The organism is Pseudobacillus wudalianchiensis, from assembly GCF_001685015.1.
Taxonomy (GTDB): Bacteria; Bacillota; Bacilli; order Bacillales; family Domibacillaceae; genus Pseudobacillus; species Pseudobacillus wudalianchiensis.
In genome coordinates, this window is the sequence record NZ_MAYT01000006.1 from 23,451 (window position 1) to 47,725 (window position 24,275).

Below are 24,275 nucleotides of genomic sequence, written 5' to 3' on the forward strand. Positions count from 1 at the left end.
CGGGGGCTTAAACGATTCTGATTCTATTTTAATGGCCGCCAAGATAGGCCATTTTCACTTCTTCACTTGCCTGTAATTCTTCCGCTGTTCCAGAAATAACGATTTTTCCTGTTTCTACTACATATGCCCGGTTAGCAATAGATAACGCCATGTGGGCATTTTGCTCAACAAGTAAAATGGTCGTTCCGTCACGATTAATTTCTTCAATAATTCGGAAGATCGTTTGGACGAGCAGTGGAGCAAGCCCCATGGAAGGCTCATCTAATAAGAGAAGCTTCGGACGAGCCATCAGTGCCCGCCCCATGGCGAGCATTTGCTGTTCTCCACCGGAAAGTGTGCCAGATAACTGCTTTTTCCGTTCTTCTAGGCGAGGAAAAAGTTCATATACCTTAGCGAAGTCCTGACGAATCCCAGCGGAATCATTTCTTAAATAAGCACCGAGCTCTAAGTTTTCTTCTACTGTCATATTCGCAAATACACGGCGTCCTTCAGGAACATGAGAAATGCCAGCTTTCACGATAGTTTGTGCAGGCTTTCCGGCAATCGACTTGCCAAGGTACTCAATCGTACCTTCCTTTGGTTTTAGCAAACCGGACAACGTTTTAAGCAGTGTACTCTTTCCTGCTCCGTTGGCTCCGATTAGCGTCACAATTTCTCCTTCGTTTACATCAAGAGAAACTCCTTTTAGCGCTCGGATATTTCCATAATTCACGTTAATTTCATTAACTTTAAGCATTGGCACTTTCCACCTCCTCACCTAAATAGGCTTCGATTACCTTCGGATGGTTTTGAATGAAATCTGGTTCTCCGTCAGCAATTAACTGACCATGGTCCAATACGTAAATCCGTTCACATATCCCCATTACTAGCTTCATATCATGTTCAATCAACAGAATCGTTAAATTAAACTCTTTACGGATAAAGGCAATCAAGTCCATCAGCTCTGCCGTCTCTTGCGGATTCATACCAGCGGCCGGCTCGTCAAGCAATAACAGCTTCGGTCCGGCTGCGAGCGCTCTCGCAATTTCTAATCTTCTTTGTTGACCATAAGGAAGATTCTTAGCTACTTCGTCTCTTAAATGGTCTAGTTTAAAAATTTTGAGAAACTGAATGGCTTTCTCTTCCATTTCCTCTTCCCCTTTAAAATAAGAAGGAAGGCGCAAAATAGAGCTTAAGATCGAATGCTTAGCCAGTGAATGATAGGCTACTTTAACGTTATCAAGCACGGAAAGTTCATTAAACAGCCGGATATTTTGGAAGGTCCGGCTGATTCCCCCACGCGTAATTTGATAAGGAAGCAACCCATTAAGGCGTTTTCCATCAAACCATATATCTCCCTCTGTCGGAACGTATACGCCTGTCAGCAAGTTGAAAGTAGTTGTTTTCCCAGCGCCATTTGGTCCAATTAGCCCAATCAATTCCCCTTGATGAATTTCAATATTAATGCCTGATACGGCCTTCAAGCCGCCAAATTGAATACCGGCGCCTTGAACATGAAGCAATGGCTTACTTGCCATATGAGTTTCCTCCTTTCGCATTCGTCCATTTGCCGAAATAATCCGTGATTTCTTTTGTTCCCATTAATCCTTGTGGACGGTACAGCATAACAATTACAAGCACAAGGCTATAAATAATCATACGCGTTTCTGGATAATCCTGAAGGAATGTTGATACAATCGTCAGCAAGATCGCCGAGATTACAGCTCCAGATAAGCTTCCGAGACCACCTAAAACGACAAAGATCAAGATATCAAAAGACTTCAAAAAACCGAAGTTTGTCGGTTGAATGATGTAGAAGTTATGAGCATACAATCCACCGGCAATTCCAGCAAAAAAGGAACCGAGTGCAAAAGCAGCAACCTTATAATAAGTTGTATTGATTCCCATTGCATCCGCCGCGATTTCATTTTCCCTGATCGCAATACAGGCACGTCCATGACGAGAGTTTGTAAAGTTCACAATTACGAGAATCGTAATCAATAGGCAAATAAAAGCATAGGTCCAATCTGTCAAATGCGAAACTTGCATACCTGCAGCGCCGCCAACGTAATCAATATTTAGAAAGACAATCCGGATAATTTCGGCAAATCCCAATGTAGCAATCGCTAAATAATCACCTTTTAAACGCAAGCTCGGAATGCCAACCATTAAGCCAGCCACAGCAGCGACAACTCCCCCTACAATTAAGGCAGCTATAAAAGGAAATTCCAGCTTCATCGTGCAAATAGCTGAAATGTAAGCGCCTACAGCTAAGAAGCCAGCATGACCGATGGAGAACTGACCGGTAATCCCAATAACTAAATGCAGACTAACAGCTAAAATAATATTAATGGCAATGAATATTAACGTATTCGCATAGAACGGATTCAATGATCCGGAATTAATCAGAAATTGAACGACTCCATAAACAACTAACGAGAGAATAATAGATAACCAAAACCCTTTAGCTTTTTTCATCTGTCTGTCCCACCTACACTTTCTCTCTAGTATTTTTGCCAAAGAGGCCAGACGGTTTGAAAATAAGAATTAATATCAAAATGATAAAGGCTGCAGCGTCTCTCCATAAAGAATAACCGAAAGCACTAACCACCGTTTCGACTACTCCCAGTACGAGACCACCAACCATCGCTCCTGGAATAATGCCAATCCCGCCTAATACGGCAGCAACGAAAGCTTTTAAGCCGGGAATAACTCCCATCAATGGGTCAATCTTTGTGTAGTAAGTTCCAAAAATAACTCCTGCTGCCCCCGCTAATGCAGATCCAATTGCAAATGTAAAAGAAATCGTTCTATCTACATTGATCCCCATTAAACGAGCTGCTTCCGCATCGAAAGAAACCGCCCGCATTGCTTTACCCATTTTCGTACGATGAACGATGAATTGTAAGATAATCATAAGAATAATAGAAACAGAAAGAATTAATAAAGACTGGCTGCTGATATTGACGCCAAAAATCTCAAATGTTTTGCTTGGCAATACGTTTGGATAAGCTTCCGGCTGGGCTCCTCGAATATAAATGACCCCATATTGAATAAAAAGCGATACCCCGATCGCTGTAATTAAAGCAGCAATTCTCGTCGCATTACGGAGCCGCTTATAGGCCACCCGCTCAATGACGACTCCAATGATCGCACAAACTGCCATTGCCAATAAAAGTGCTGGAACAAAGCTTAATCCCCAGCCTCCAATGGCATAAAATCCGATAAATGCCCCAATCATGAAGACTTCTCCATGGGCAAAGTTGATCAACTTAATGATCCCGTAAACCATCGTATAGCCAAGGGCTATTAATGCATAGATACTGCCGAGTGATATGCCATTAACCAGCTGCTGTATCCATTCCATGATTTTCACTCCTCTTAAAACTTTTTTCACCCTATTATTTTTGCCGATGAAAAAACCGAAATGGGAGGATGCTCCTCCCATTTCTCACATACTAGCATGATGGACAATTGTTCATATTAAGGATTGATTTTTGTTTTAAAGACTTGCTTTCCGCCTTTGTATTCTAAAACAGTTGCGCTCTTAATAGGATTGTGGTTTTCATCAATCGTAAAGTTACCTGAAACAAGTGCTAGATTGTTTGTTTCTGCTAAAGCATCTTTAATTTTTGTAGAGTCAGTGCTTCCTGCACGCTTAATTGCATCAGCTAACAAGTAAACAGAGTCATAGCCAAGAGCATTAAAGGCATCTGGTGCTTGATCTTTATTTTTCGCTTTAAATGCTGCTACAAATTTTTGGATCTTTTCATCTGGATCTTCAGAAGAGTAATGGTTTGTGATAAACGTATTGTTTAAGGCATCCGCACCCGCTAATTCTACAAGTTTCGGTGAATCCCAGCCATCGCCGCCCATGAATGGTGCAGTGATTCCCATTTCACGTGCTTGCTTGATGATCAAGCCTACTTCTTCATAGTATCCAGGAATGAAAACAAACTCCGGATTTGCTGCTTTAATACGTGTTAAGGTAGAACGGAAATCTGTATCCTTCGCTACATATGCTTCTTGTGCAACAACTTTTCCGCCTGCTTTTTCAAATGTTTCTTTAAAGGAAGCTGCTAGTCCTTTTGCGTAATCACTGGCGCTATCTGCAAAAATGGCCGCATTTTTCACTTTTAATTCTTTAGCTGCAAAGTTGGCTGCCACTGTGCCTTGGAACGGGTCAATAAAGCATGTACGGAAAATAAACTCATTTACTTTATTATTCGTTCCCACAGTTACGTTCGGGCTTGTTCCAGAAGGAGTAAGAAGAACCGTTTTGTTATCATCAGCTATCTGAACCTGTGCCACGGAGTTACCGCTTGTAGCCGCTCCGATGATAGCTGTCACTTTTTCTTGGCTTGTCAACTTGATAGCCGCGTTCGTTGCCTCAGCTGCGTCGGATTTGTTATCTATTTTAACGACTTCGATCTTTTTACCGTCAATCCCGCCATCTTTATTGATTTCTTCAACTGCAAGGTCTACCCCCTTGCCGATGGATTGTCCATAAGAAGCTACTGGACCTGACAATTCCAGGTTAGCTCCGATTTTTATGACGTCTCCATCTCCGGAACCGCCATTACCTGATTCGCTGCCGCCTGCACATCCAGACAGTATGCCCGCTACCAAAGTCGCAGACAAAAGCATGTGTGGAAGCTTCTTTTTAAATATCTTTCGCATCATAATCCCCCTATTTTCTGATTTTTCTAACAAATGAGAGCCTAAGCATGTAAACCAGCTACACTATGATTATTAGAAAAAATCAAATATTTAGTATTACACAATAGTATTTTAATTCAAACTTATTATTTAGTCTATACCTAATTTTCTTTTAATTGATATATTTCTGAATGTTTACTAATATAAGATTTTTCTTTTTTCATGTAACGCTATTGTCCTAGTGAAATTCCTTAAAAACCCATAGGCATTCCTCCATAATCCAAAAGTAATCTTCTTACTTCCAGTAATCTATTTTATGAGCATTCACCACATAATAAAACTAGCTATTTTCCACTTGTTATTTTATTTTTTTATACTATCCTTTGCTTTACTAAAACATTATTCATTTTTAATGCTTTTCTGTCGTCCTAAGATGAAATTAATCTTCTAAAGCAGACTTTCCTAACCCGCTCTCTCATATCATAGTAAAACATTAGCAAAAAATTCTATTGGAGTGGGTGTTTATATGCAAAACTGGATGATCGAGATGATGGAGCAGTACGGTTATGTTGGGGTTTTTCTTTTAATTGCCTTTGAAAACATTTTTCCACCGATTCCTTCAGAGGTCATCTTGACTTTCGGAGGAACGATGACGACCTTCTCTTCTTTGACAGTAACAGGGGTTGTATTGGCCGCAACGGGAGGATCTCTGAGTGGAGCCATTATTTTATATAAAGTCGGCAACTTGCTTGACGTGGAAAGGCTTGAGAAGGTGATTGACCGCTGGGGGCATATTCTGCGGCTGAATAAGAAGGACATTTACAAGGCTGATCGTTGGTTTAATGATTATGGCTACTGGACGGTTCTCGTCTGTCGGGTTATCCCGCTTGTCCGCAGTCTTATTTCGATTCCAGCCGGCATGGCACGAATGAGGTTTTCGCTTTTTCTGCTTTTTACGGGGATTGGCACATTTATTTGGAACCTTCTTCTTGTCTCGGCTGGAGCGATGTTTGGAGAGTCTTGGGAGCAAATTGTTCTTTTTATGGACATGTACTCTACTATTATTTATTCATTGATCGGCTCCATGTTAACTTTTTCAATCTTTATGTTTCTATGGAAAAAAAGAAAATAAAAAAAGTGCCCTCTTTGAGACACTCCCAGGCTGTTGACAAACGTTCGCTTTCAATCAGCCTGATGGTATATAAAATAGAATTTCTCTACAACTTTAGAGTGTCCTCTTTGAAAGAATCCTAGATGGTAATTTCTCCAGCGACAATCAATGCCTTTAATGTTAACAGCAATTCATAGCTTACTTGCGGATCGCGTAAATCTTTACCAAGCAAGGACTCTATTTTTTCCACCCTGTATCGTAAGCCGCTCATGGAGAGAGCTAGATCTTGCATCGTTTTCTCAAGATTGCCGCCATTCATTAGAAAGATATACAGTGTTTTCATCAGCTCGTTCTTTTTAGCTCCCTCACTTTCAAAAAGTGGACCTAACAAGTAGCAGGCTTTTTGCTTGATAGCCTCTGTATCTTGTGAACTTAATAAGATTCCTGTTACGCCAAGCTCCTCAAAAAAGGTAATAGGCTCTTTATAAGCACCGATCTTTAAGGACATGGCAGCTTCCTTGTAAAAAGTAGCTGCCTGCTCGATTTGCCGGCCCTTTGTGCTGACGCCTATTCGGAATAAGCAAGCTGGATACGAACCGTTCAGATGATCAATGAGCCGGCTGCACAATTCTTGCAGCTTATCCTCTGCTGTTGAAGCGTCCATTTGAACGAGCAGAATAATATCCCCTCCGCGCTGACCGGTTATAAGCTGGAGCTTTTGGTGTTTAAAATAATGCAGGATGGTTTCCGTTAATTGTTCATAAAAAAATAATTCGTTGGCCATGTCGTTTTGCTTGCTCTGATGGGTTAATACTATTATTCGAAAAGGCAAGTTTAAATCCATGTTCATATAACGGCCCCGTTTTAGAATCTCTTGTTTCGACGAGAAATAACCGTTCAATACTTGCTCAAGAAAATAACCTTTCATTCTCTCCATCGCTTCAAAACTCGTCTTTTCATTTAATAGATAGAGAGAGCAGACGGCAGCTGCCCTCTCTAAAATCATGGAATCAACTTTAGGAAATTCACTGATGCTGCTTTCATAAATAAATGAACAATAACCAAATACCTTTTTTTGCAGTCTAATAGGTGTAACCAGGCGTTGATGCTGTCCAGCTGTCAGTTTCTTCGTCTTTTTAATCTTCCCTTCAGCCTCACTGTGCTGCAGAATCTCCTTAAAGTCCGCCTCAATTTTCTCGTATTCCTCATCTGTTAAACCGGCACAAGCAAGCTTCTCAAATTGAGGATTTTCAATAACGAGAGGGCATCCTGTTGTTTCATATACTGCTGCTGCGATCGATTGCAAATCTTTTCCGTTGATAATTTCTTCTGTCAGCCTTTCATGAATCATCGCCGTCTTTTCTAAGTTATTGCGTTCTTCAAGCAACAGATTATACGTAACTTCCAATTCTTTTACAATCGTTTTATTTTCGTAGTAATGTAATTCCTCATCCACTTCCCCCTGCCAGCGATGAAGGGATTTTCCGATATAACGGCATACCGGGTCCCCCATTCCTTGGCAGGCTACTTCTTTAAAAATAATAGTGTGGCCACAAACCGTTGAATAGTACCCGCTTGCATACCCGATCAGCGTATGGCAAACAGGCAGCTTTTCCCTCCCAAACTGACGGATATTCTCTTCAGCTTCATAGGAGCTGAACCACGTTCCTTCTACGTGGACATCCTTGACCTGTTCATTAGGTCGAAGGTGAATTTGAAACTTCGTTGTCTTTGCTTTTGTGTAGCCTTTTAATGCATGGAAGATGGAGCCTTGTTTTAAGACTTCTTGTATAGAAGAAAAATCTTTCTTCAGCGCCCGTTTTGCATCGTTTACCCCAAGATTCCAGCCGTAACGAATGAGGAAACCTTTCATTCGTTCAGTCCCGATATTTTCTGCAAGATCTTTACGAAGCGTGCCGAAAACAGCTGCAGATGTCAATACGATTCTTTCATCATCCAACTGTATAACACCCTCTCGTTCTGACAAATGGAGAGAAGTCTCCGAAAAGATCTGATTACTCATGCATCATCACCTGCTTACTATTATTCTGTAACAACCGGTCTCTTGTGCGCGTTAACCCACGTGTCAGTCGTCCAGCCAGAAAGATCGTATTCACTCATTGCTTGATCAACAAAGGCTTTATATTTTGCCGTTTGACCTGACAGCTCTGCATTTCTAAGTGTCTCTAACCGAATATTTTCATGGTTGCCAGCGTAATTGAGTTCGTACAATTCGTTGCGGCCGCCAAACTCTGTGCCGAGGGCATCCCAAATCAATTTCATCAGCTTTACCCGTTCTAACGCATCAATCCCTGATCCTTTATAATATTGGTCGAGATACTGGCGGAGCTCTGGATTCTCGAAGTCTTTCGCGCTAGAGGGAAGTTGTATTAATCCACCAGCTACTACTGTTTCAAAGATTTCTTTTACCCTTGGCCATACCATCGGGGCCAGCACCCGATAGGCTGCAGCCGACTGCCCATTCGGCAGGACTACGCCATTCTCTCCCTTTTCTGGATCTGTTGCCATCGCTGTCGAAAGCGCCCAAAACATATTTCTCCAGGCGAGCACTTGACCAATATTCGCTTGAACCCCTCTAAATCCCTTCGTGCCAGAGGCTTCGGTCGCTTTAATTAATAAACCTGCCATGAAGTCCAGCTTCACCGCAAAACGGGTACATCCGTGGAATGTATAGCGATTCATCCAACCAGTTTTTCCGCGAAAGCCGTTCGCAATTTCAATATTGCGGTAAGCTAATACGTTTTCCCATGGCACCAATACCCGATCCAGCACGATCACCGCATCATTTTCGTCAAAACGGCTCGAGAGCGGATAGTCAAAAGGAGTTCCTGACTTTGCTGCCATCAGCTCATACGATTGCCGGCTAATGATTTTCAATCCCGGTGCATTCATGTCGATAAAGAAAATTAAGGCGTGATCCAAATCATCCTCCGCCAGGTCAACAGGTGAATAATTCGCCACAAAGTTATAGTTCGTAATCGCCGCAGATGTCCCTACCATTTTGGCACCGCTTACAATAATCCCGTTATCTCGTTCTTCTATGACACGGACAAACACATCTTTATTTTCGTGAAGCGGCTTGGAACGATCCATTTGCGGATTAATAATCGTATGATTGCAAAACGGCACTTCTTTCGTTGTTTTCTCATACCATCGACGTGCATTATCTTCAAACCCTTGATAAAAATTGGCGTATGGTTTTAAGTGAGCAGAAAAAGCTGCTTTGTAATCAGGTGTTCTGCCCATGAAACCATAGCTTAACTTGGACCACTCAGCGATGGCATCCCGAGCCTCTAGGAGTTCCTGAGCACTTGTAGAAGGTTTAAAAAACTTTTGTGTGACATGCCCCTCTTCTGTTTTCGATGTTAAAATTGGTGCTGTCTCTGGTTGGTGAAGAGCATCATATAATCTTGCCATTGATCGCACAGAATTTTGATAGGCAGGATGTGTCGTGACATCCTCGATTTTTTCTCCATTTAAGTAAACAACACGCCCATCTCGCAAGCTCTCTATATACTCTTGGCCATTCATCATAATAAAACCTCCTCGTTATCAGAAAATTCTTTCTGTTTCTTTTATGATAATAAATAGCCGATCATTTTCCTACAACAAAAACTAACTAAAAAACATTGATTGTTAAACATTTTTTGCTTAATTTCTTAGAGCAATAAAAAGCTGATCAGCAGCCTAACATCCGTACCGATAAGAATGTCAAAGAAGCTGGCCTTGAAGGGTTCCTTCTTATCCCCTTTCAGTGCCAGCTTCCTTTTTATAAATCAAGAGCTTAACGATAAAAATTGATTTCTTACATTATGATCAAATTCCTCAGCGGGACCTTCAAATATTACGGTTCCCTTATTTAAAATGTAGACATAGTCAGCTAAGTCAGCAGCCATGGCTAAATTTTGTTCAACTAACAGCATAGACAGCCCCTCTTCTTTTAGCTGTTTGATAATCTTGATCACTTCTCTTACCATTAGGGGAGAAAGCCCTTCTGACGGCTCATCTAGCAACAGGATTTCTGGATTTGTCATTAATGCCCGGCCAATCGATAACATTTGCTGTTCTCCGCCGCTCAAATTCCCTCCCATTGAAGTCTGCCGCTCTTTCAATCTTGGAAACATTTCATAGACTTTCCCAATCGTCCAGCCGCCTTTAACTGGTCTATGTGTAGTCAATAAATTTTCTTTCACCGTTAGGTTAGGAAAAATCCGCCTTCCCTGTGGAACTAATCCGATTCCCGCCTTTGATATTTCATGGCTCGGCTTTCGTTGTATTTCCTTCCCGCTCAACGCGATCGTACCTTTTTTAGGTGGGACAAACCCAATAATGGAATGGAGAGTCGTTGTTTTTCCCATGCCATTTCGGCCAAGCAGGACGGATACAGATCCTTTTTTCACGTGTAAAGATACTCCGTGCAAAACATGACTTTCCCCATAATACGTATGGATGTTTTGAACATCTAACATACTAATTCATCCCCGCTTCCGATATAAATTTTATTCACCCTCTCATCCGCCCTCACCTTTTCCGGCTCTCCTTCAGCCAGCACTCCACCGTCATACAATACAACCATGCGGTCCGCTAAACCGAATACGATGTCAAGATCATGCTCGATGATCATTAATGTTAAGTCCCTTGGAAGCTTGTAGAGCAAATTCACAATATAGTCTGTTTCTGATTGAGACATTCCAGCCGTTGGTTCATCCAGCAACAAAATGGAAGGCTCCATCGCTACACCTAACAAAATTTCAATTTGACGCTGTTCCCCGTATGACAAATTTTTAATGACGGCATTCCGCTGATAAAACAATCCCCATTTTTTAAGCAATTCATCCGCTTCCTCATATAAGCGGGGATATTTCTTTATGTTGCGCAACTGATACCACACTTTGCCAAACCCTTGTTTTCTTTGTAAGACGAGCAATAAATTTTCTAGTACAGTAAGCTCGTTTAATAAATTATTTTTCTGGAATGTACGGACAATTCCATTTCGGGCCCGCTTATAATTTGGCTGTTTCGTTATATTATGGCCGTCATGATAGATTTCTCCGACGGACGGTTCCAGGTCACCCGTTAGCAAATTAAAGAACGTCGTTTTCCCAGCCCCATTGGGTCCGATAATACCGATACGCTCCCCCTTTTTTACTTCAAGAGAAATATCCTTTAAAATATGCAATCCTCCAAAGCTTTTACCTACTCTGCTAATGGTTAAAATATGATCTGTCCGCATCCTCTCACCTCAACTTTCACTAGGCTGCCCGCGATTTCTTCTCGTTCACAACAGATGGTTTATTCGTGAAACGCCTATATAGGCTTTGTCCGATTCCAACCATTCCTTTTGGAAAAAAGACAACAAAGGCAATTAATACTGCCCCTAGAATCAGCATCCATAGACTCGTGTAAGAGCTGACAATCGTTTCTAATATGACGATCAGAGCTGAACCGAGAACAGGGCCGAGCATGGTTCCCGATCCGCCAACTAATACCATGATCAGCACTGTACCAGACATCGTCCAATACACATCTGATGGCGCAATAAACCCATTAAAATACGTATATAGCGTACCGGCGACCCCGCCAAATACACCCGCAATAATGAAGGCCGAGTACTTATAAAGGCTTGTGTTGTAGCCCATTGACTTTACCCGGGTTTCATTTTCACGAATACCAATCAGTACTTGTCCGTAAGGTGACTTTACAGTTATCCTAAGCACTGCATATGAGATCATGAATATGACAAGTACAAGGTAAAAAACAAGAACAGGATTTGCAAAACTAAATGCGCCAATTTCCGGCTTTGGTATACCTGATAATCCATTCGACCCGCCCGTTAAGTTTGTAGACTGATGGATGAAGGAATAGATCATTTGCGAGAATGCCAATGTAAGCATCAAAAAATAAAAGCCATTTACTTTCATACAAAATGCGCCAATAATAGCCGCAAAGAGCAGTGACACGAAAGCGGCAATCCCTAACGTAGCAAGTAAATTAGCAGAGAAGTGTTGAGCGACGAGCGCTGCTGTATAGGCACCAACACCAAAAAAAGCAGCATGGCCTAAAGAAACAAGCCCTGTAAAACCAACTAGAACATTTAAACTTAAAGCAAAGATAGCTAAGATGAGAATTTCAGATAGTAAGTTTAAGTGAAAAAGCGATAAAATAAACGGAGTGGATGCTAAAGCAAGGAAGGAAATGAGAAATTTAACATATGTGTTTTTCATGAGTGCGCCACCTGCTTTCCTAACAGTCCATTCGGCTTAAAAACAAGGATGACCGCCATGAGGCCAAATACTAGGAACATGCTGAGCTCAGGAAGCAGAAACCGGCTGAACGTCTCAACCAATCCGACAAGCAGGCTCGCTGCGAGTGTGCCGCCAATCGTCCCTAACCCGCCAATGACTAGAACGACTAAAGCAAGAATCAATGTTTCAAACTCCATGCTTGGGTAAATCCCGAGTACAGGCGCCGCCACTACCCCCCCAAGTCCAGCTAAAATTCCGCCGATCACGAAAACCACTGTGAACACGAGCTTAATATTGATCCCCAATCCGCCGATCATTTCTTTGTCACTCAACCCTGCCCGAATAATCGCTCCCCATTTTGTTTTCTCTTGAATCGCCCATAATAAAACAGCAATGATAAGACCAATGAAGATAACTGCTAACCGATACACCGGAAAAGCCTGGCCGAAGATGGTTGCTGTGCCGGCAAGAGAGGAAGGAACAGCTACTGACAGGACATTTGACCCCCACACTGAGGAGGCTAGATCATGAAAAACATACGCCAATCCAAAAGTTAATAATACTTGTGACAAGTGTCCCAAATGATAGGTGGGGCGGAGCAAAATACGCTCCACCGCCAAAGCAATCAGGGCCACTATAATTGGGGCCACAACTAACGCAAGCCAAAAGCTTTGTGTGTATGTCGCCGTCAATGAGTAGGCAATATAGGCACCAAACATATAAAGTGAGCCGTGTGCAAGATTAAGCACACCTAAAATCCCAAAAATAAGAGAAAGCCCACACGTAATCATAAACAGCAGTAAACCGTACGATAGACCGTTTACTAACTGCGCTCCGAGAATATCCACGATAAGTCTCCCTCCTGTGTATGTTATTTACCTGGATCTTTAACCGTTTCAATCGTGTGGATCACTTCGTTTTCCGTTTTTCCATCGACGAGCTTCGTTTCGGTAATATACATATTTTGGATGACGTGATGTGTATCTTTATCGAATTCAATCGGGCCTCGCGGGCTTGTGAAAGATACGTTAGATATCGCTTCGATTACTTTTTCAGGATCAGAAACATCTCCACCCAGTTTTGTAACCGCTTCCGAAATAATTCTTGCCGCATCGTATCCCTCTAAAGATTCAATTGTTGGACGGCGGTTATAAGCTTTTTCGTACGCCTTTACAAATTCTTTATTCTCTTTCGTATTCAAATTATAATCCCAGAACGTAGACGCGAACGTTCCTGCTGCTGCCGGGTCGATAGTTTGTCGTAAATCTTCAGCCACTAACCAACCGGAACCAACAAGCGGAAATTTATCTTTTAACCCATATTGTTCATATTGCTGAACAAAGCGCACAGCATCACTTCCAGCAAAAAAGGCGTATACACCGTCTGCTTTTACTCCACGCATAGAGGTTAAATAAGAAGCATAGTCGTTATTTCCTAAAGGCGGGTACACTTCACCGACAATCTCTCCGCCGGCTGCTGTATACGCTTCTTTAAACGCTGCTGAAACTTCGCGTCCAAATGCATAATCAGCTGCCGCAACGTACATTTTTTTACCAACATTTTTATAAGCCCACTCACCCATAGAATGTCCAATTTGCCAAGATGAGAAAGAGGACCGCCATATATAGTCACTGCGCTTACTTCTCGTTAAATCATTGCCGCCCGCATGGGAAACGAGGTATGGCAATTTGTTTGAATCAACGTCATTGCGTATAGCATAAGCGACTGCAGTACTGACTGCTCCTGTTAAAATATCAATATTGTCTTGATCCATCAGCTTACGTACACGCCGGAGTGAAACTTGTGGATCCGCTTCTGTATCTTCCTCAATCAACTCAATCTTCTTTCCTTCTGCTTCCCAATTAACACTTTCGAAATACAATTTCATCCCATCTGATAAGTCTTTTCCAAGTGAAGCATACACACCAGAGAAAGGAAGGATGGCTCCAACTTTAATGGTTTCACCGCCGCCTCCTGATTTCTTTTTAGAATTGTTGTCAGCCTCTGCTTCACTGCTAGAATTAATTGCGCTCTCTCCACAAGCTGCCAGCATAGTAAATACGACAATGATACTAATAAGCATAGTCCATTTCTTCTTCATACCCACTCACCCCTTAGTGAATTTTTGGTAAAAATAGATTGCTATCCGACTATGATCCTCCTCCCTATTTATCTGAATATTATAATATATATGAAAACAGTTTTTTTCAACACTTTTTTAACACTCGTTAAAAAACGATAATGAAATTCCTCTTTTTTAATACAGGCTATCGATCTTATGATTAATAATCACTAAATCAGAAAAACATTCTTTTCATTAAGGTTATATAGCTTTTTCTTTTTAAAATTTATGTTGTGTTTAATAAAATAACAACACTATTTTCGATATGTTTTTTTTACGATTGTAATTTTTACACTTCCTTTACACAATAAAAAAATGATAGCCATGTAACTGGCTATCATCTCAAAGTGCAGACATCACCTATGGATAGAGTAATCACTATAAAACACGGCCGGCTACTTTGCCGACAGCCTAAAAATTTGAATAACGAACTTTCCCACTCAGCTTTGCTATCACTTTGCCTTTTCCCGATTATATCCCCGCTCGCCATAAGGCTTTACTTTCTCAAGCCACTTCTCTTCAAGCTTCTCGAGTTCTTTCTTTTCATCAAAGTAACCTGTTTCTTTCTTTTTTAAAATTTCCAGCACTTCGAACTCAAAGGCGGTGTCACCGAACTCTTTCCACTCCCTTTGCAGCTCTTTATTTGTATTGCTCCCCATATTCAGTTCGAACCGTTTCCCATTGAGTGTCTTTAAATTTCTTGTGCTTCCGATAAACACCTTTCCATTTTTCGTGTTCTTAATTTGATAAATGCCCGCTTCGATTTTTGTTTCTTTGTATTGCTGCTTCAGCTCTTTTTTTCGATCCATTCTATATGCTCCCTCTGTATTTTATTTTTTCAGCCAATATTCGCTGCCATCTGCCCGTCTGTCTAAAAAGCCATATTCAATTAAATAGCGTCTAAGTAACACATAATCCCCGTAAATAGCTTGGAGCCGTTCGTTTACTTCCTTCTCACTATAGTAGTTGCCAGGCTGAAATTGCTTAGCGATTTCTCTTAGGACGATCAGCTTTTGTTTTTCTTTGAGAGAAAAGGTTTGCAGCGAGCCGTCTCGAAAGTACTTATTTAATACGGCTTCCTTTTCTTCTTCTGTCACATTATAACGATCATCTAACATAGCTGCTGTCGGTGGTACTGCTACAAAAGCCGGGGCATGCTGGTCTTTGTCTTTTAATAATTCCATAAGCGTTAAAAAGACTTTTGCCTGTCTTTCTTTTTCCTTTAACGTAAAGCGATGATTGCGAATCGTCGATGCACTGCCAATCTCCATTTCTTTCTGAATGTCTGCATCACTCTTCCCTTGATAAAATAGCTGCAGCAATTTATTCTGGTGTTCCGTTAAACCGGTCATTTTTTTATCAAGGCTAATAAGGTAAGCGAATACAGATTGATGAACTTCTTCAATATGAAGCTGCATATAACGCTCTGCTTCATAAAATCTCCCTTCATGCGGATAGATCATGCCTTTTTCGAATCGCTCTCCACAGAGCAAGCACACACTATGCCCTTCTTCGTGAACATAGCCACGCTTTAATTCTTCTAATGAAGCCTGCCAAAACCGTTCCATTCCGCTCATCAATAAACAACCTTTCATTTTGTTTATTATTTAATAAACAAATTATTATAACATTTATTATTAATTAAATAATCGTTTCCGTCAACTATCGAAAAAGCCCCTTTTCTTTAATCGAGCCAAAAATAAATCCGCCCCCAGTTTGCCGTATACTCGAGACGGATTGATTGATTACTGATTTAAAAATAAGATTTACTCGCCAAATCTGCTAATTTAATGATCTATTAGCTGTATCATGTTCAATCTATGTGCGGGCCATTTGATTTAGATTAACATCCTTTGTTTCTAATTCTTTTTTCGACATGTCATTGTAGATTTCTATCTCTATATGTAAAATGTAACTGTTATGCCTTGAAGCTTGTCTTTTTAGGGAATCAGTTTGAAGGCACAGAGTTATGGCTAGAATAAGGAATGAAGTCTCTCTCTGAAGTTTTACTATAATCAGCAGAAAATAGGTGTAACTCATGCTGCATTTTAATAAAGAAAAATTCTTTCAATTTATAAAAGTTTTCTTTCCGATCGTTCTATTTATATTGGCTGCAATCGAAATTAAACAATTTGTGAATGGACTAAATATCAACTTGATTCGTTCTGAAATTAAACACTTAAACTACGTAGAAATGACCCTTATTTTGTTTATACCTTTTTGTGGCATTTTTCCGATGTTTTTCTACGACGCGATTTTAGTCAAAATACTGAATATTAAAATTGAAACAAAAAAGCTGATCAAGCAATCTTTCATCACAAACTCATTTTCAAATTTAATTGGTTTTGGCGGTCTTGTAGGCGTTATGCTCAGAACTTATTTTTATAATAAATACGGTACAGACAAACGGAGACTTTTGACGGCTATTACGTCTGTTTCTCTTTTTTACCTTACAGGGATTTCTTTATTCTCCTGGGTTATACCGGCTGCCTACCGGGACTTCCCACTCATTGTTGAGACAAAGTGGTTGTTTTTAGCCGTGTTAGCCGTTGGGCTCTACTTGCCGCTTTTTACTTTTGCTTACTTTTATCAGAATAGAAAAGGGAAAGAGTCGCTCATCCATTTTCGGTCTGCCAGCGCTCTTTTGCTTGTCTCGTTACTAGAGTGGGCAGCTGCTTTTTCAGTGATTTGGCTGTTAAGTGCTATGCTTCATATCCCTTTGTCCTTCCATGAACTCGTTCCGGTCTTTATCGTGGCATCTTGTGCGGGAATAGCTAGTATGATTCCAGGAGGGCTCGGTTCGTTTGATTTGGTTTTTATTTGGGGAACCCAAAATTTAAACATACTAGATGAAAAAGTTCTCGTTATGCTGATCTTTTACCGGGCAGGCTATTTTTTACTGCCGTTTTTACTGGCAGCTGCTTTATTTGTTAAGGAGTACTGGAAGAAGTGGAATCAATCATGGGACAATTTGCCGAATGCTGTCATTCAAAATATTAGCCACGTGCTGCTAACTATTCTCGTCTTTATATCCGGACTTATCTTACTTTTATCAGCAGCCGTCCCGGGGATTTTAGAAAGGATTAAAATTGCTCATGAATTTTTATCTTTTCCAATTATGAATCTTTCCCACCAGCTTTCCGTTGCTGCGGGCTTTATGTTACTCGGTCTATCACGAGGGATTAACTATAACGTCAAGCGGACCTATCAGCTGACGATGATCGTATTGGGATTTGCCGCGCTATTTTCATTATTCAAGGGCATTGATTATGAGGAAGCTATTTTTATGTTAGCGGTTGCCCTTCTTCTCAAAGCTTCCCAGAACCGCTTTTACAGAGAAAGTTACGTATTGACTTGGGGAAAGGCGCTATTCGATCTGACTCTATTTTTTGTGATTACTTCCATGTATCTATTGATTGGCTACTGGAACCTGCCATCAGCAAAGCTTAACGTCCCAAAGGCATTGGCCCCTTATATTATTACCAATTACACCGATTTATTTTTTAGTGCGGCGATCGGTTTGCTTATTGCCTTTTTTATTTTGGCGATCGGTTATCTCATTCGTAAACCAAAACAGTGGATACCGGAAACATCCGCAGCCCAAGAGGAAGAAATTTTACATCATCTAGATCAACATAAAGGAAATGTACTAGCCCATTTAATTTTTTTACATGATAAATATGTATATTGGAATGAAGAAAAAACAGTCTTGTTCTCTTATCAGAAATACGCTGATAAGCTAGTGATTCTGGGGAATCCCATCGGAAAGAAAACCGAATTTCCACGGGCAATTGAGGAATTTATGAGCGCCGCAGATCTTTATGGCTACACGCTCGCCTTCTATGAAGTAACGGATGATATGCTCCCTTCCCTTCATGAATATGGCTACGACTTTTTTAAACTAGGCGAAGAAGCAGCTGTAGATTTAGAAAGCTTCACGTTGTCGGGGAAAAAAATGAAGGGAGAAAGAGCGATAAAAAACAAATTCGAACGGGAGCAGTACCGGTTCGAGATGATCGATCCCCCTTTTTCGAAAGAAGTAATCAATGAACTGAACAACATCTCGCATCAATGGCTGCAAGGAAGAGAAGAAAAAGGATTTTCTCTCGGCTTCTTTGATGAAGACTATCTCAATAAATCGAAAATAGCGGTTGTTAAAACGGCTGACAATCATATTATGGGCTTCGCAAGCATGATGCCGGTATACGACAAGGGAAAAACCATTTCGATAGACTTAATGAGGTTTAGGCCAGATGCTCCTGCCGGCACGATGGATTTTATCTTTCTTTCCTTGTTTGAATGGTCGAAAGAGCAAGGCTATCGCTTCTTCCATTTAGGAATGGCTCCGCTTTCGAACGTTGGTACTTCACGCTTCTCTTTTTTGAGTGAAAAAATCGCTGCCCAAATCTTTTTGCATGGCCAAATCTTTTATCAATTTCAAGGCTTGAAAAGATTTAAAGAAAAATACACCGATTTGTGGGAAGCTAAATATCTGGCCTATCGCAAAAAGTCTTCTTTGCCTTTTACGATGGCGCAAATTACTTTTTTAATTAGCAAGAAAAGAAAAGCACAATAAAGGGACTGGCGACTGCCAGTCCCTTAGGCTGTTGCCAAGCGCTCGCTTTCTTCGTTGCTCGCCTGTCTGCGGTGTTCATGACCCTAATGGTCACTCCGCTCCTCGCCAGGTTTCGCGCCTTGAAAGACAAACGCTTGCAATCAGCCTAATGGTATACAAAGTAGACTTTGTCTACAATCTTAAGGACTGGCGCTTGCCAGTCCCTTTCATTATTCCGACTTATATACACCATGCTTAATAATATCGAGATAAGCATCGAGCTCACTCATTAGCGGTTTCGGGTCCTCAAAAAAGTTATATTGCTTGTTTTTTTGGAGCGTCTGGTATTTTGCTGAAAGTTGTTCTACGATAAAGGCTGTCATTTGGATGACCCTTTCCTTAGTCACTCCTGATCGCAGCCTGCTCTCATCGATCAATTCTTTCGGGTACAAACGGCTTTGCATAAAAGCAATTCCGTATGCTTCGTGCTTTCTTCTCAATAAGTCCTCAACCTCTAGTTTAACCGTTTTCGGCGGGTGCAGCAGAACATCCGTAATAAACTGCATCTCTTGTTTGTAAGGGGCTGTCACTTCTTGCTTTAACCAGACAGCTTCTTTAATCCGTTCAAAGAAATCATCAGATCGGACATCATCAAGCGACTCTATCGTTTTTTTCGTTATCAACTCTATCACGTGGGATGCGAGATATACATATAGGTTTTTTTTGCTTTTAAAATAATGAAACAGAATCCCTTTAGAAATACCTGCCCGGCTAGTAATGATATCAGTGGATGTTTTTTCATAGCCATTCTTCACAAACTCTTCGATAGCCACTTGCAAAATCAAATCTTTTTTTGCCTGGGGCTGCTTTTCAAACGCTTCATACAATGCCAAACACCTCAAACTTTCTTTTTAAGCGGAAAGATCTTTCTTTTTATATACGATAAATGCTCCTAATAGACTTAGCAGAATGACAGCGGCCATAACCGTAATATGCCAAGGCGCTAACTGGTGATGCTGGATAATCGTCACTGCGTCCGCATAATAAAACGGGCTCACATATTTTAAGGCATCCAAGCTTTCTGACAGTCCTGATATCGTATTTAAGAGATACGCCACTACAACGATCCCGATAGAAACAGCAAGCGTATTTCTCGTTTTCTTCATACAGGCCGACAACAGGAAAGAAAGCGCAGCGAAGGTCAAATGCAGCAGCACAGCTCCAGCCACAAGAGACATAAAGGTTCCATAAGGCACCTTATGATCTTCTGCAAACTGAAAGCCAGCTATACTTGCGATGGCAGCCACTCCATTTAAGATGAGAACATTCAGAATAACAACCGCCATCTTTTGTCCGACGACCTCACTTCTTGTGACGGGCTTAGAGAGCAAAAACTCAACGGTTTTTTCATTTTCCTCTTTCGCCAGCATGTTGGAAGCAAAGATTGCCGCGTAAATGCTGCCGAGCAGCGTGATCATCATATATACTTCCAGCCCGTAAAACCCCATCAAGGTTCCAAGATTTAGTTCATTCATTTTGAACATTTCCTTCATGGAATCAGGATACGCCTGAAACAGCTTCTCTAATCCTTCCTGCTGCTTCGCAAACTGAGGAAATATGCTGAGCAGCCAAATAATTAAACCGGCTAAAATCAAACTCCATATGATTAAAGACTTAGAACCGCGTTTCCACTCTCTTTGAAAAATCATGCCTGCTCTCCCCTTTAGCTCTCATAGTAATGCATAAAGACTTCTTCCAACGATGGCTCCTCTATCAAAACGTCCTGCACTGGCAGAGCGCTCAATTTTTCAAGAAGCGCCTGAATGTCTCCGCTATACAGCAGCTTTATTTCTTGATTCTTAGCTTCCTGGCTCACAATGCCTTCTAGTTCGATAGAAAGCGGCGCTGTGCTTCCAAAGAGAAGCGTTACATTTTTCACTTTGTTTTTCGTTAAACTCTCAATAGACTCTACCTTTAGAAGCCTGCCTTCTTTTATGATCGCTACACGGTCACACATTCGCTGCACTTCACTTAAAACATGGGACGAAAAGAAAATCGTTGCTCCCCGCTTTTGTTCCTCATGAAGCAAATCAAAAAAGTGATGCTGCATAAGCGGATCAAGCCCACTCGTCGGTTCATCTAAAATGATAAGCCGGGGTTCATGTAACAGCGCCTGGACGATTCCCACCTTTTTGCGGTTGCCAAAAGACAAATCTTCAATCTTTCGGCTTAAATCCAGTTCAAGACTGGCAGCTAATCCTTTCATCCTTTCTTCCTTGAAATTTTTATGAAAACGGCCTGAGTACGTCAACAAATCGATTACTTTCATATCGTCATAGTAATGAACTTCAGAAGGCAAGTAGCCAATGTGTTGTCTGATTCCCTTTGACTGCCTCACAATGTCTTTGCCGAAAATCGCGGCACTGCCGCTCGTCGGATAGATAAAATTCAGCAGCGTACGGATGGTCGTGCTTTTCCCTGCACCATTTGGGCCAATGAAGCCGAAGATTTCTCCTTCCTCAATTGAAAAGGAAATATCCTCAATCCCCCGGTTAGTCTTATACGATTTTGTTAATTGATGAAGCTCCACAATCGCCACTTTCTCTCCCCCTTTTCATTCATGCCTCTTAATTGACTGATGAGTCAATCTGATCGTACAGCTTTTCGACTGGCGAGTCAATTTATTTTTTAGATTTTTACTACTTTGTTTGTGAAATGTAACTTTTTTATTCGATTGACACACCAAAAGTTCACAAATACTGGCTACAATAAAGAGAAGAGGATTTCAAGGAAGCGAGGAATATAAATGAACGAGTTAACAATCATGATCATAGATGACGAAGCAGCCATGCGACAACTCGTTAGAACCTTTTTAGAAAAAGAGGGCTATACAGTACTGGAGGCTGCAAATGGAATAGACGCTCTTTCCACTATCGAGAAGCAGCTGCCTGATTTATTAATTGTAGACGTCATGATGCCGTATATGGACGGTTTCGCCTTTACAAAAGAGGTAAAAAGAAATTATGATCTTCCGCTTATTTTTTTATCGGCCAAAGGAGAAGAATGGGATAAGATTCATGGTCTGAAGCTCGGAGGCGACGATTATATAGCAAAGCCTTTTCATCCAGGCGAGCTTCTAGCAAGGATCGAGTCTGTTTTAAGAAGAACCAAGCCTGCGCCTCCCAAAACAGACCGCTATACAATCGGCCCTCTCATCCTTGATGCGAATGCATATAAGGCGACGGTGGACGGACGCACCCTTTCGTTAACATTAAAAGAATTCGATCTCCTTTCCCGGCTCGCACAGCATCCCGAAAAGGTCTTTACACGAGAACAGCTTCTGCAAGCTGTTTGGGGAGAGGAGTATAACGGCAGTGAAAGAACAGTCGATACACATGTTAAAACACTGCGCCTAAAGTTAAAGGAGCATGCGGCTCTTATTCAAACCGTATGGGGAGTCGGCTACAAATTTGAGGTGTTGTAGTGAAAAAGAATGTTACATTAAGCCAAAAGGTGCTCGTTCTCATTCTGTCCTGCATCGTCTTTACGATTGTTTTTGCCTTTTTCTTTTTGCATTTTCTATATAAAGACTTGTACTTAAACAGCATAAGAGAATCGGTGATTTATCAGGGAGAAAGAACGGCTTCCCACTATCACTATGGAACATTAAGCAAAGAAATTATCGAAAAAATCCATTGGTATAATGTCGTCTCTGAGTACGAAATTATTGTGGTGGATAACCTCGAGGATTTATCCACCTATTTTCCTTACAAAGTCAACTACAAAGCGCTTGTAAATAAACAAGACCGAAAGCAGCTTGAACAAGGAAAGTACGTATTAAAAGAAGGCTATGTAAAAGAATTCAAGCGAGAAATTATGGGGGCTGTCTTTCCGATAATGGGCGAAACAGGCCTAATTGGGTTTGTTTATATTTATGTGCCATTAGCAGCCATTCAAGAAGTATTTCAGGGCAGTCTGCCGATTTTAACTTTTACAGGCACGTTATTTTTCCTTATTTTGTTCTTTGTCGTGAATCAAATCCGGCAATCGCTGTTTCAACCGCTGACAGAAATCCAGCAGTTTTCACGAGAAGTATCAAAAGGAAATTATTCTAACCGCCTGCCCATTCGAGCGAACGATGAGGTAGGACAATTAGCTAAAGCATTCAATAAAATGAGCTCTTCTCTAGAGGAACAAGACATCCGAAAAAAAGAGTTCCTATCCAATGTTGCACACGAGCTTAGAACTCCATTGACCTATATTAGCGGCTACACCCAAGCGTTAAAGCAGCAAATATACACCTCTCCTGAAGAAGCTCAACAATATTTAGAAACGATCGAAAAAGAAACAGAACGACTTAAAAAATTAATTCATGATTTAGTCGACCTTGACCGTCTTCAAGAGAGCATGTATGTGCTCGATAAAGAACCGATCGCTATCGCCCAGTTATTATGGGATACCCTTCACCTGTTCGATATTCATATTAGTGAAAAAAAGATCCGTACAGAGGTACACTTTGAGGAAGATTTAATCATTAATGGCGATCCAAAACGAATCCAGCAAGTGATGTACAACGTGCTGGATAACGCGGTGAAGTATTCTTTTGAAGGAAGCATGCTAACCATTAATTTAACAGGAGAAAACGACGAGATGGTACTGCGGGTGGAAAATCAAGGGATTGGCATTCATGAGGAAGATATTCCCCATATCGGCGAACGCTTTTTCCGCACGGATAAAGCAAGAAGCAGGGCGACCGGCGGCACGGGCCTTGGTCTCTCGATCGTGAAAGAAATTATCAGGCTGCACGAAGGTACCTTTTCAATTGAAAGCGGGACAGCACAAGATACAACTGTTACAATTCGGCTGCCGCTGCTTTCTGAGACTATTGTTTAAAATTTGCTAAAGATTACTCACATGAATTTCACAATCATCATTTATGCTTGTCTCAAGTATTCTTTTTCCCCCGATGATGAGTGACTTGACGGAAAGAGGTGTGCAGCATGAGGAAAAACCCGCTGCTTATACTAGGTATCATATTGGTGATTCTTTCAGCTTGCAGCTTGAATGAAACCAAGCCTTACCAAATGAAGCCCTTTACTTTTACGAATCAAAACGGAAAGCCATTCGGAAGCGAGAACCTGAAAGGAAAAGTGTGGATTGCCAACTTTATTTTTACAAACTGTGATACAGTCTGCCCGCCGATGACAGCCAATATGGCAGCATTGCAAAAACGACTAAAAGCAGAGCACCTTCCTGTAGACCTTGTTTCATTTAGCGTTGATCCAGCCGTAGATACACCAGAAAAATTAAAGAAGTATCTAGCTAATTTCACAGAAGACGAGTCGAATTGGCAAATGCTCACAGGCTATACTCAAGAGCAGATTGAAGCATTTGGCAGAGAGGCCTTTCAAACTCTTGTCCAGAAACCAGCATCATCGGATCAGGTTATTCACAACACTAATTTCTACTTAGTTAATCAAAATGGAGAAATTATCAACGAGTATAGCTTCACCGCAGGAACTCACAGTGATGACATCATGAAGGATGTTAAGAAAGTTCTTGGAAATTAGCGGATGAGCTTTA

The 24,275-nt window shown here is 41.2% G+C and carries 22 protein-coding genes; 5 read left to right on the forward strand and 17 right to left on the reverse strand.

The window, feature by feature from the left end:
• Positions 1–28 precede the first annotated feature (28 nt).
• The 5 genes from A8F95_RS06715 to A8F95_RS06735 form a co-directional block, all read right to left on the reverse strand.
• The gene (locus A8F95_RS06715; protein WP_049664574.1) at positions 29–736 is read right to left on the reverse strand and encodes an ABC transporter ATP-binding protein; all 708 of its coding nucleotides are present in this window, start codon (positions 734–736) and stop codon (positions 29–31) included.
• Positions 729–1,517 (reverse strand): ABC transporter ATP-binding protein, encoded by a 789-nt coding sequence (locus A8F95_RS06720; protein ID WP_049664577.1) that lies wholly within the window; start codon positions 1,515–1,517, stop codon positions 729–731. Before A8F95_RS06720 ends, A8F95_RS06715 begins: the two co-directional genes overlap by 8 nt.
• Positions 1,507–2,457 (reverse strand): branched-chain amino acid ABC transporter permease, encoded by a 951-nt coding sequence (locus A8F95_RS06725; RefSeq protein WP_049664580.1) that lies wholly within the window; start codon positions 2,455–2,457, stop codon positions 1,507–1,509. The genes A8F95_RS06720 and A8F95_RS06725 overlap by 11 nt, the downstream gene beginning before the upstream one ends.
• Positions 2,458–2,470: 13 nt before the next feature.
• The gene (locus A8F95_RS06730; protein WP_049664583.1) at positions 2,471–3,346 is read right to left on the reverse strand and encodes a branched-chain amino acid ABC transporter permease; all 876 of its coding nucleotides are present in this window, start codon (positions 3,344–3,346) and stop codon (positions 2,471–2,473) included.
• A 116-nt stretch (positions 3,347–3,462) separates the two neighbouring features.
• Complete coding sequence (locus tag A8F95_RS06735; protein ID WP_425414976.1) at positions 3,463–4,662, reverse strand: ABC transporter substrate-binding protein; 1,200 nt, start codon at positions 4,660–4,662, stop codon at positions 3,463–3,465.
• A 502-nt stretch (positions 4,663–5,164) separates the two neighbouring features.
• Here A8F95_RS06735 and A8F95_RS06740 point away from each other — a divergent pair.
• Positions 5,165–5,770, forward strand: a complete 606-nt coding sequence (locus A8F95_RS06740; protein ID WP_065409851.1) for a DedA family protein — start codon at positions 5,165–5,167, stop codon at positions 5,768–5,770.
• 118 nt (positions 5,771–5,888) lie between these two features.
• On the opposite strand, the gene A8F95_RS06745 is transcribed toward A8F95_RS06740, so the two are convergent.
• The 9 genes from A8F95_RS06745 to A8F95_RS06785 form a co-directional block, all read right to left on the reverse strand.
• The gene (locus tag A8F95_RS06745) at positions 5,889–7,772 is read right to left on the reverse strand and encodes a XylR N-terminal domain-containing protein (RefSeq protein WP_065409852.1); all 1,884 of its coding nucleotides are present in this window, start codon (positions 7,770–7,772) and stop codon (positions 5,889–5,891) included.
• Between the two features lie 20 nt (positions 7,773–7,792).
• The gene (locus tag A8F95_RS06750) at positions 7,793–9,304 is read right to left on the reverse strand and encodes a 4-hydroxyphenylacetate 3-hydroxylase family protein (protein ID WP_065409853.1); all 1,512 of its coding nucleotides are present in this window, start codon (positions 9,302–9,304) and stop codon (positions 7,793–7,795) included.
• Between the two features lie 242 nt (positions 9,305–9,546).
• Complete coding sequence (locus tag A8F95_RS06755) at positions 9,547–10,239, reverse strand: ABC transporter ATP-binding protein (protein ID WP_065409854.1); 693 nt, start codon at positions 10,237–10,239, stop codon at positions 9,547–9,549.
• On the reverse strand, positions 10,233–11,003 hold the full coding sequence (locus A8F95_RS06760) for an ABC transporter ATP-binding protein (protein ID WP_065409855.1): 771 nt from the start codon (positions 11,001–11,003) through the stop codon (positions 10,233–10,235). Before A8F95_RS06760 ends, A8F95_RS06755 begins: the two co-directional genes overlap by 7 nt.
• Before the next feature lie 19 nt (positions 11,004–11,022).
• Positions 11,023–11,994 (reverse strand): branched-chain amino acid ABC transporter permease, encoded by a 972-nt coding sequence (locus tag A8F95_RS06765; RefSeq protein ID WP_065409856.1) that lies wholly within the window; start codon positions 11,992–11,994, stop codon positions 11,023–11,025.
• Positions 11,991–12,863: a branched-chain amino acid ABC transporter permease gene (locus A8F95_RS06770; RefSeq protein WP_065409857.1), complete on the reverse strand. Its 873-nt coding sequence runs from the start codon at positions 12,861–12,863 to the stop codon at positions 11,991–11,993. Before A8F95_RS06770 ends, A8F95_RS06765 begins: the two co-directional genes overlap by 4 nt.
• Positions 12,864–12,886: 23 nt before the next feature.
• Complete coding sequence (locus A8F95_RS06775; RefSeq protein ID WP_049664605.1) at positions 12,887–14,116, reverse strand: ABC transporter substrate-binding protein; 1,230 nt, start codon at positions 14,114–14,116, stop codon at positions 12,887–12,889.
• A 473-nt stretch (positions 14,117–14,589) separates the two neighbouring features.
• On the reverse strand, positions 14,590–14,946 hold the full coding sequence (locus A8F95_RS06780) for a GIY-YIG nuclease family protein (RefSeq protein ID WP_049664608.1): 357 nt from the start codon (positions 14,944–14,946) through the stop codon (positions 14,590–14,592).
• A gap of 21 nt (positions 14,947–14,967) precedes the next feature.
• Positions 14,968–15,714: a DUF2087 domain-containing protein gene (locus A8F95_RS06785; protein WP_065409858.1), complete on the reverse strand. Its 747-nt coding sequence runs from the start codon at positions 15,712–15,714 to the stop codon at positions 14,968–14,970.
• A gap of 461 nt (positions 15,715–16,175) precedes the next feature.
• Between A8F95_RS06785 and mprF the strand changes: the two genes are divergently transcribed.
• Entirely contained in the window at positions 16,176–18,713 is a 2,538-nt protein-coding gene (gene mprF, locus A8F95_RS06790; RefSeq protein WP_065409859.1) for a bifunctional lysylphosphatidylglycerol flippase/synthetase MprF, read from the forward strand.
• A gap of 209 nt (positions 18,714–18,922) precedes the next feature.
• Here mprF and A8F95_RS06795 read toward each other — a convergent pair whose 3' ends face one another.
• The 3 genes from A8F95_RS06795 to A8F95_RS06805 are packed head-to-tail and all read right to left on the reverse strand — an operon-like array spanning position 18,923 to position 21,291.
• Complete coding sequence (locus A8F95_RS06795) at positions 18,923–19,585, reverse strand: TetR/AcrR family transcriptional regulator (RefSeq protein WP_245671167.1); 663 nt, start codon at positions 19,583–19,585, stop codon at positions 18,923–18,925.
• Positions 19,586–19,603: 18 nt separating this feature from the next.
• A complete protein-coding gene (locus A8F95_RS06800) occupies positions 19,604–20,401 on the reverse strand; it encodes an ABC transporter permease subunit (protein ID WP_065409861.1) in 798 nt (265 codons plus the stop codon).
• 14 nt (positions 20,402–20,415) lie between these two features.
• Positions 20,416–21,291 (reverse strand): ABC transporter ATP-binding protein, encoded by an 876-nt coding sequence (locus A8F95_RS06805; protein WP_065409862.1) that lies wholly within the window; start codon positions 21,289–21,291, stop codon positions 20,416–20,418.
• A gap of 207 nt (positions 21,292–21,498) precedes the next feature.
• Between A8F95_RS06805 and A8F95_RS06810 the strand changes: the two genes are divergently transcribed.
• From A8F95_RS06810 to A8F95_RS06820, 3 genes are all read left to right on the forward strand, one after another.
• Positions 21,499–22,176: a response regulator transcription factor gene (locus A8F95_RS06810; protein WP_065409863.1), complete on the forward strand. Its 678-nt coding sequence runs from the start codon at positions 21,499–21,501 to the stop codon at positions 22,174–22,176.
• Positions 22,176–23,585: a sensor histidine kinase gene (locus A8F95_RS06815; protein WP_065409864.1), complete on the forward strand. Its 1,410-nt coding sequence runs from the start codon at positions 22,176–22,178 to the stop codon at positions 23,583–23,585. Before A8F95_RS06810 ends, A8F95_RS06815 begins: the two co-directional genes overlap by 1 nt.
• 107 nt (positions 23,586–23,692) lie before the next feature.
• Positions 23,693–24,262: an SCO family protein gene (locus A8F95_RS06820; protein ID WP_065409865.1), complete on the forward strand. Its 570-nt coding sequence runs from the start codon at positions 23,693–23,695 to the stop codon at positions 24,260–24,262.
• The last annotated feature ends 13 nt before the right edge of the window (positions 24,263–24,275 follow it).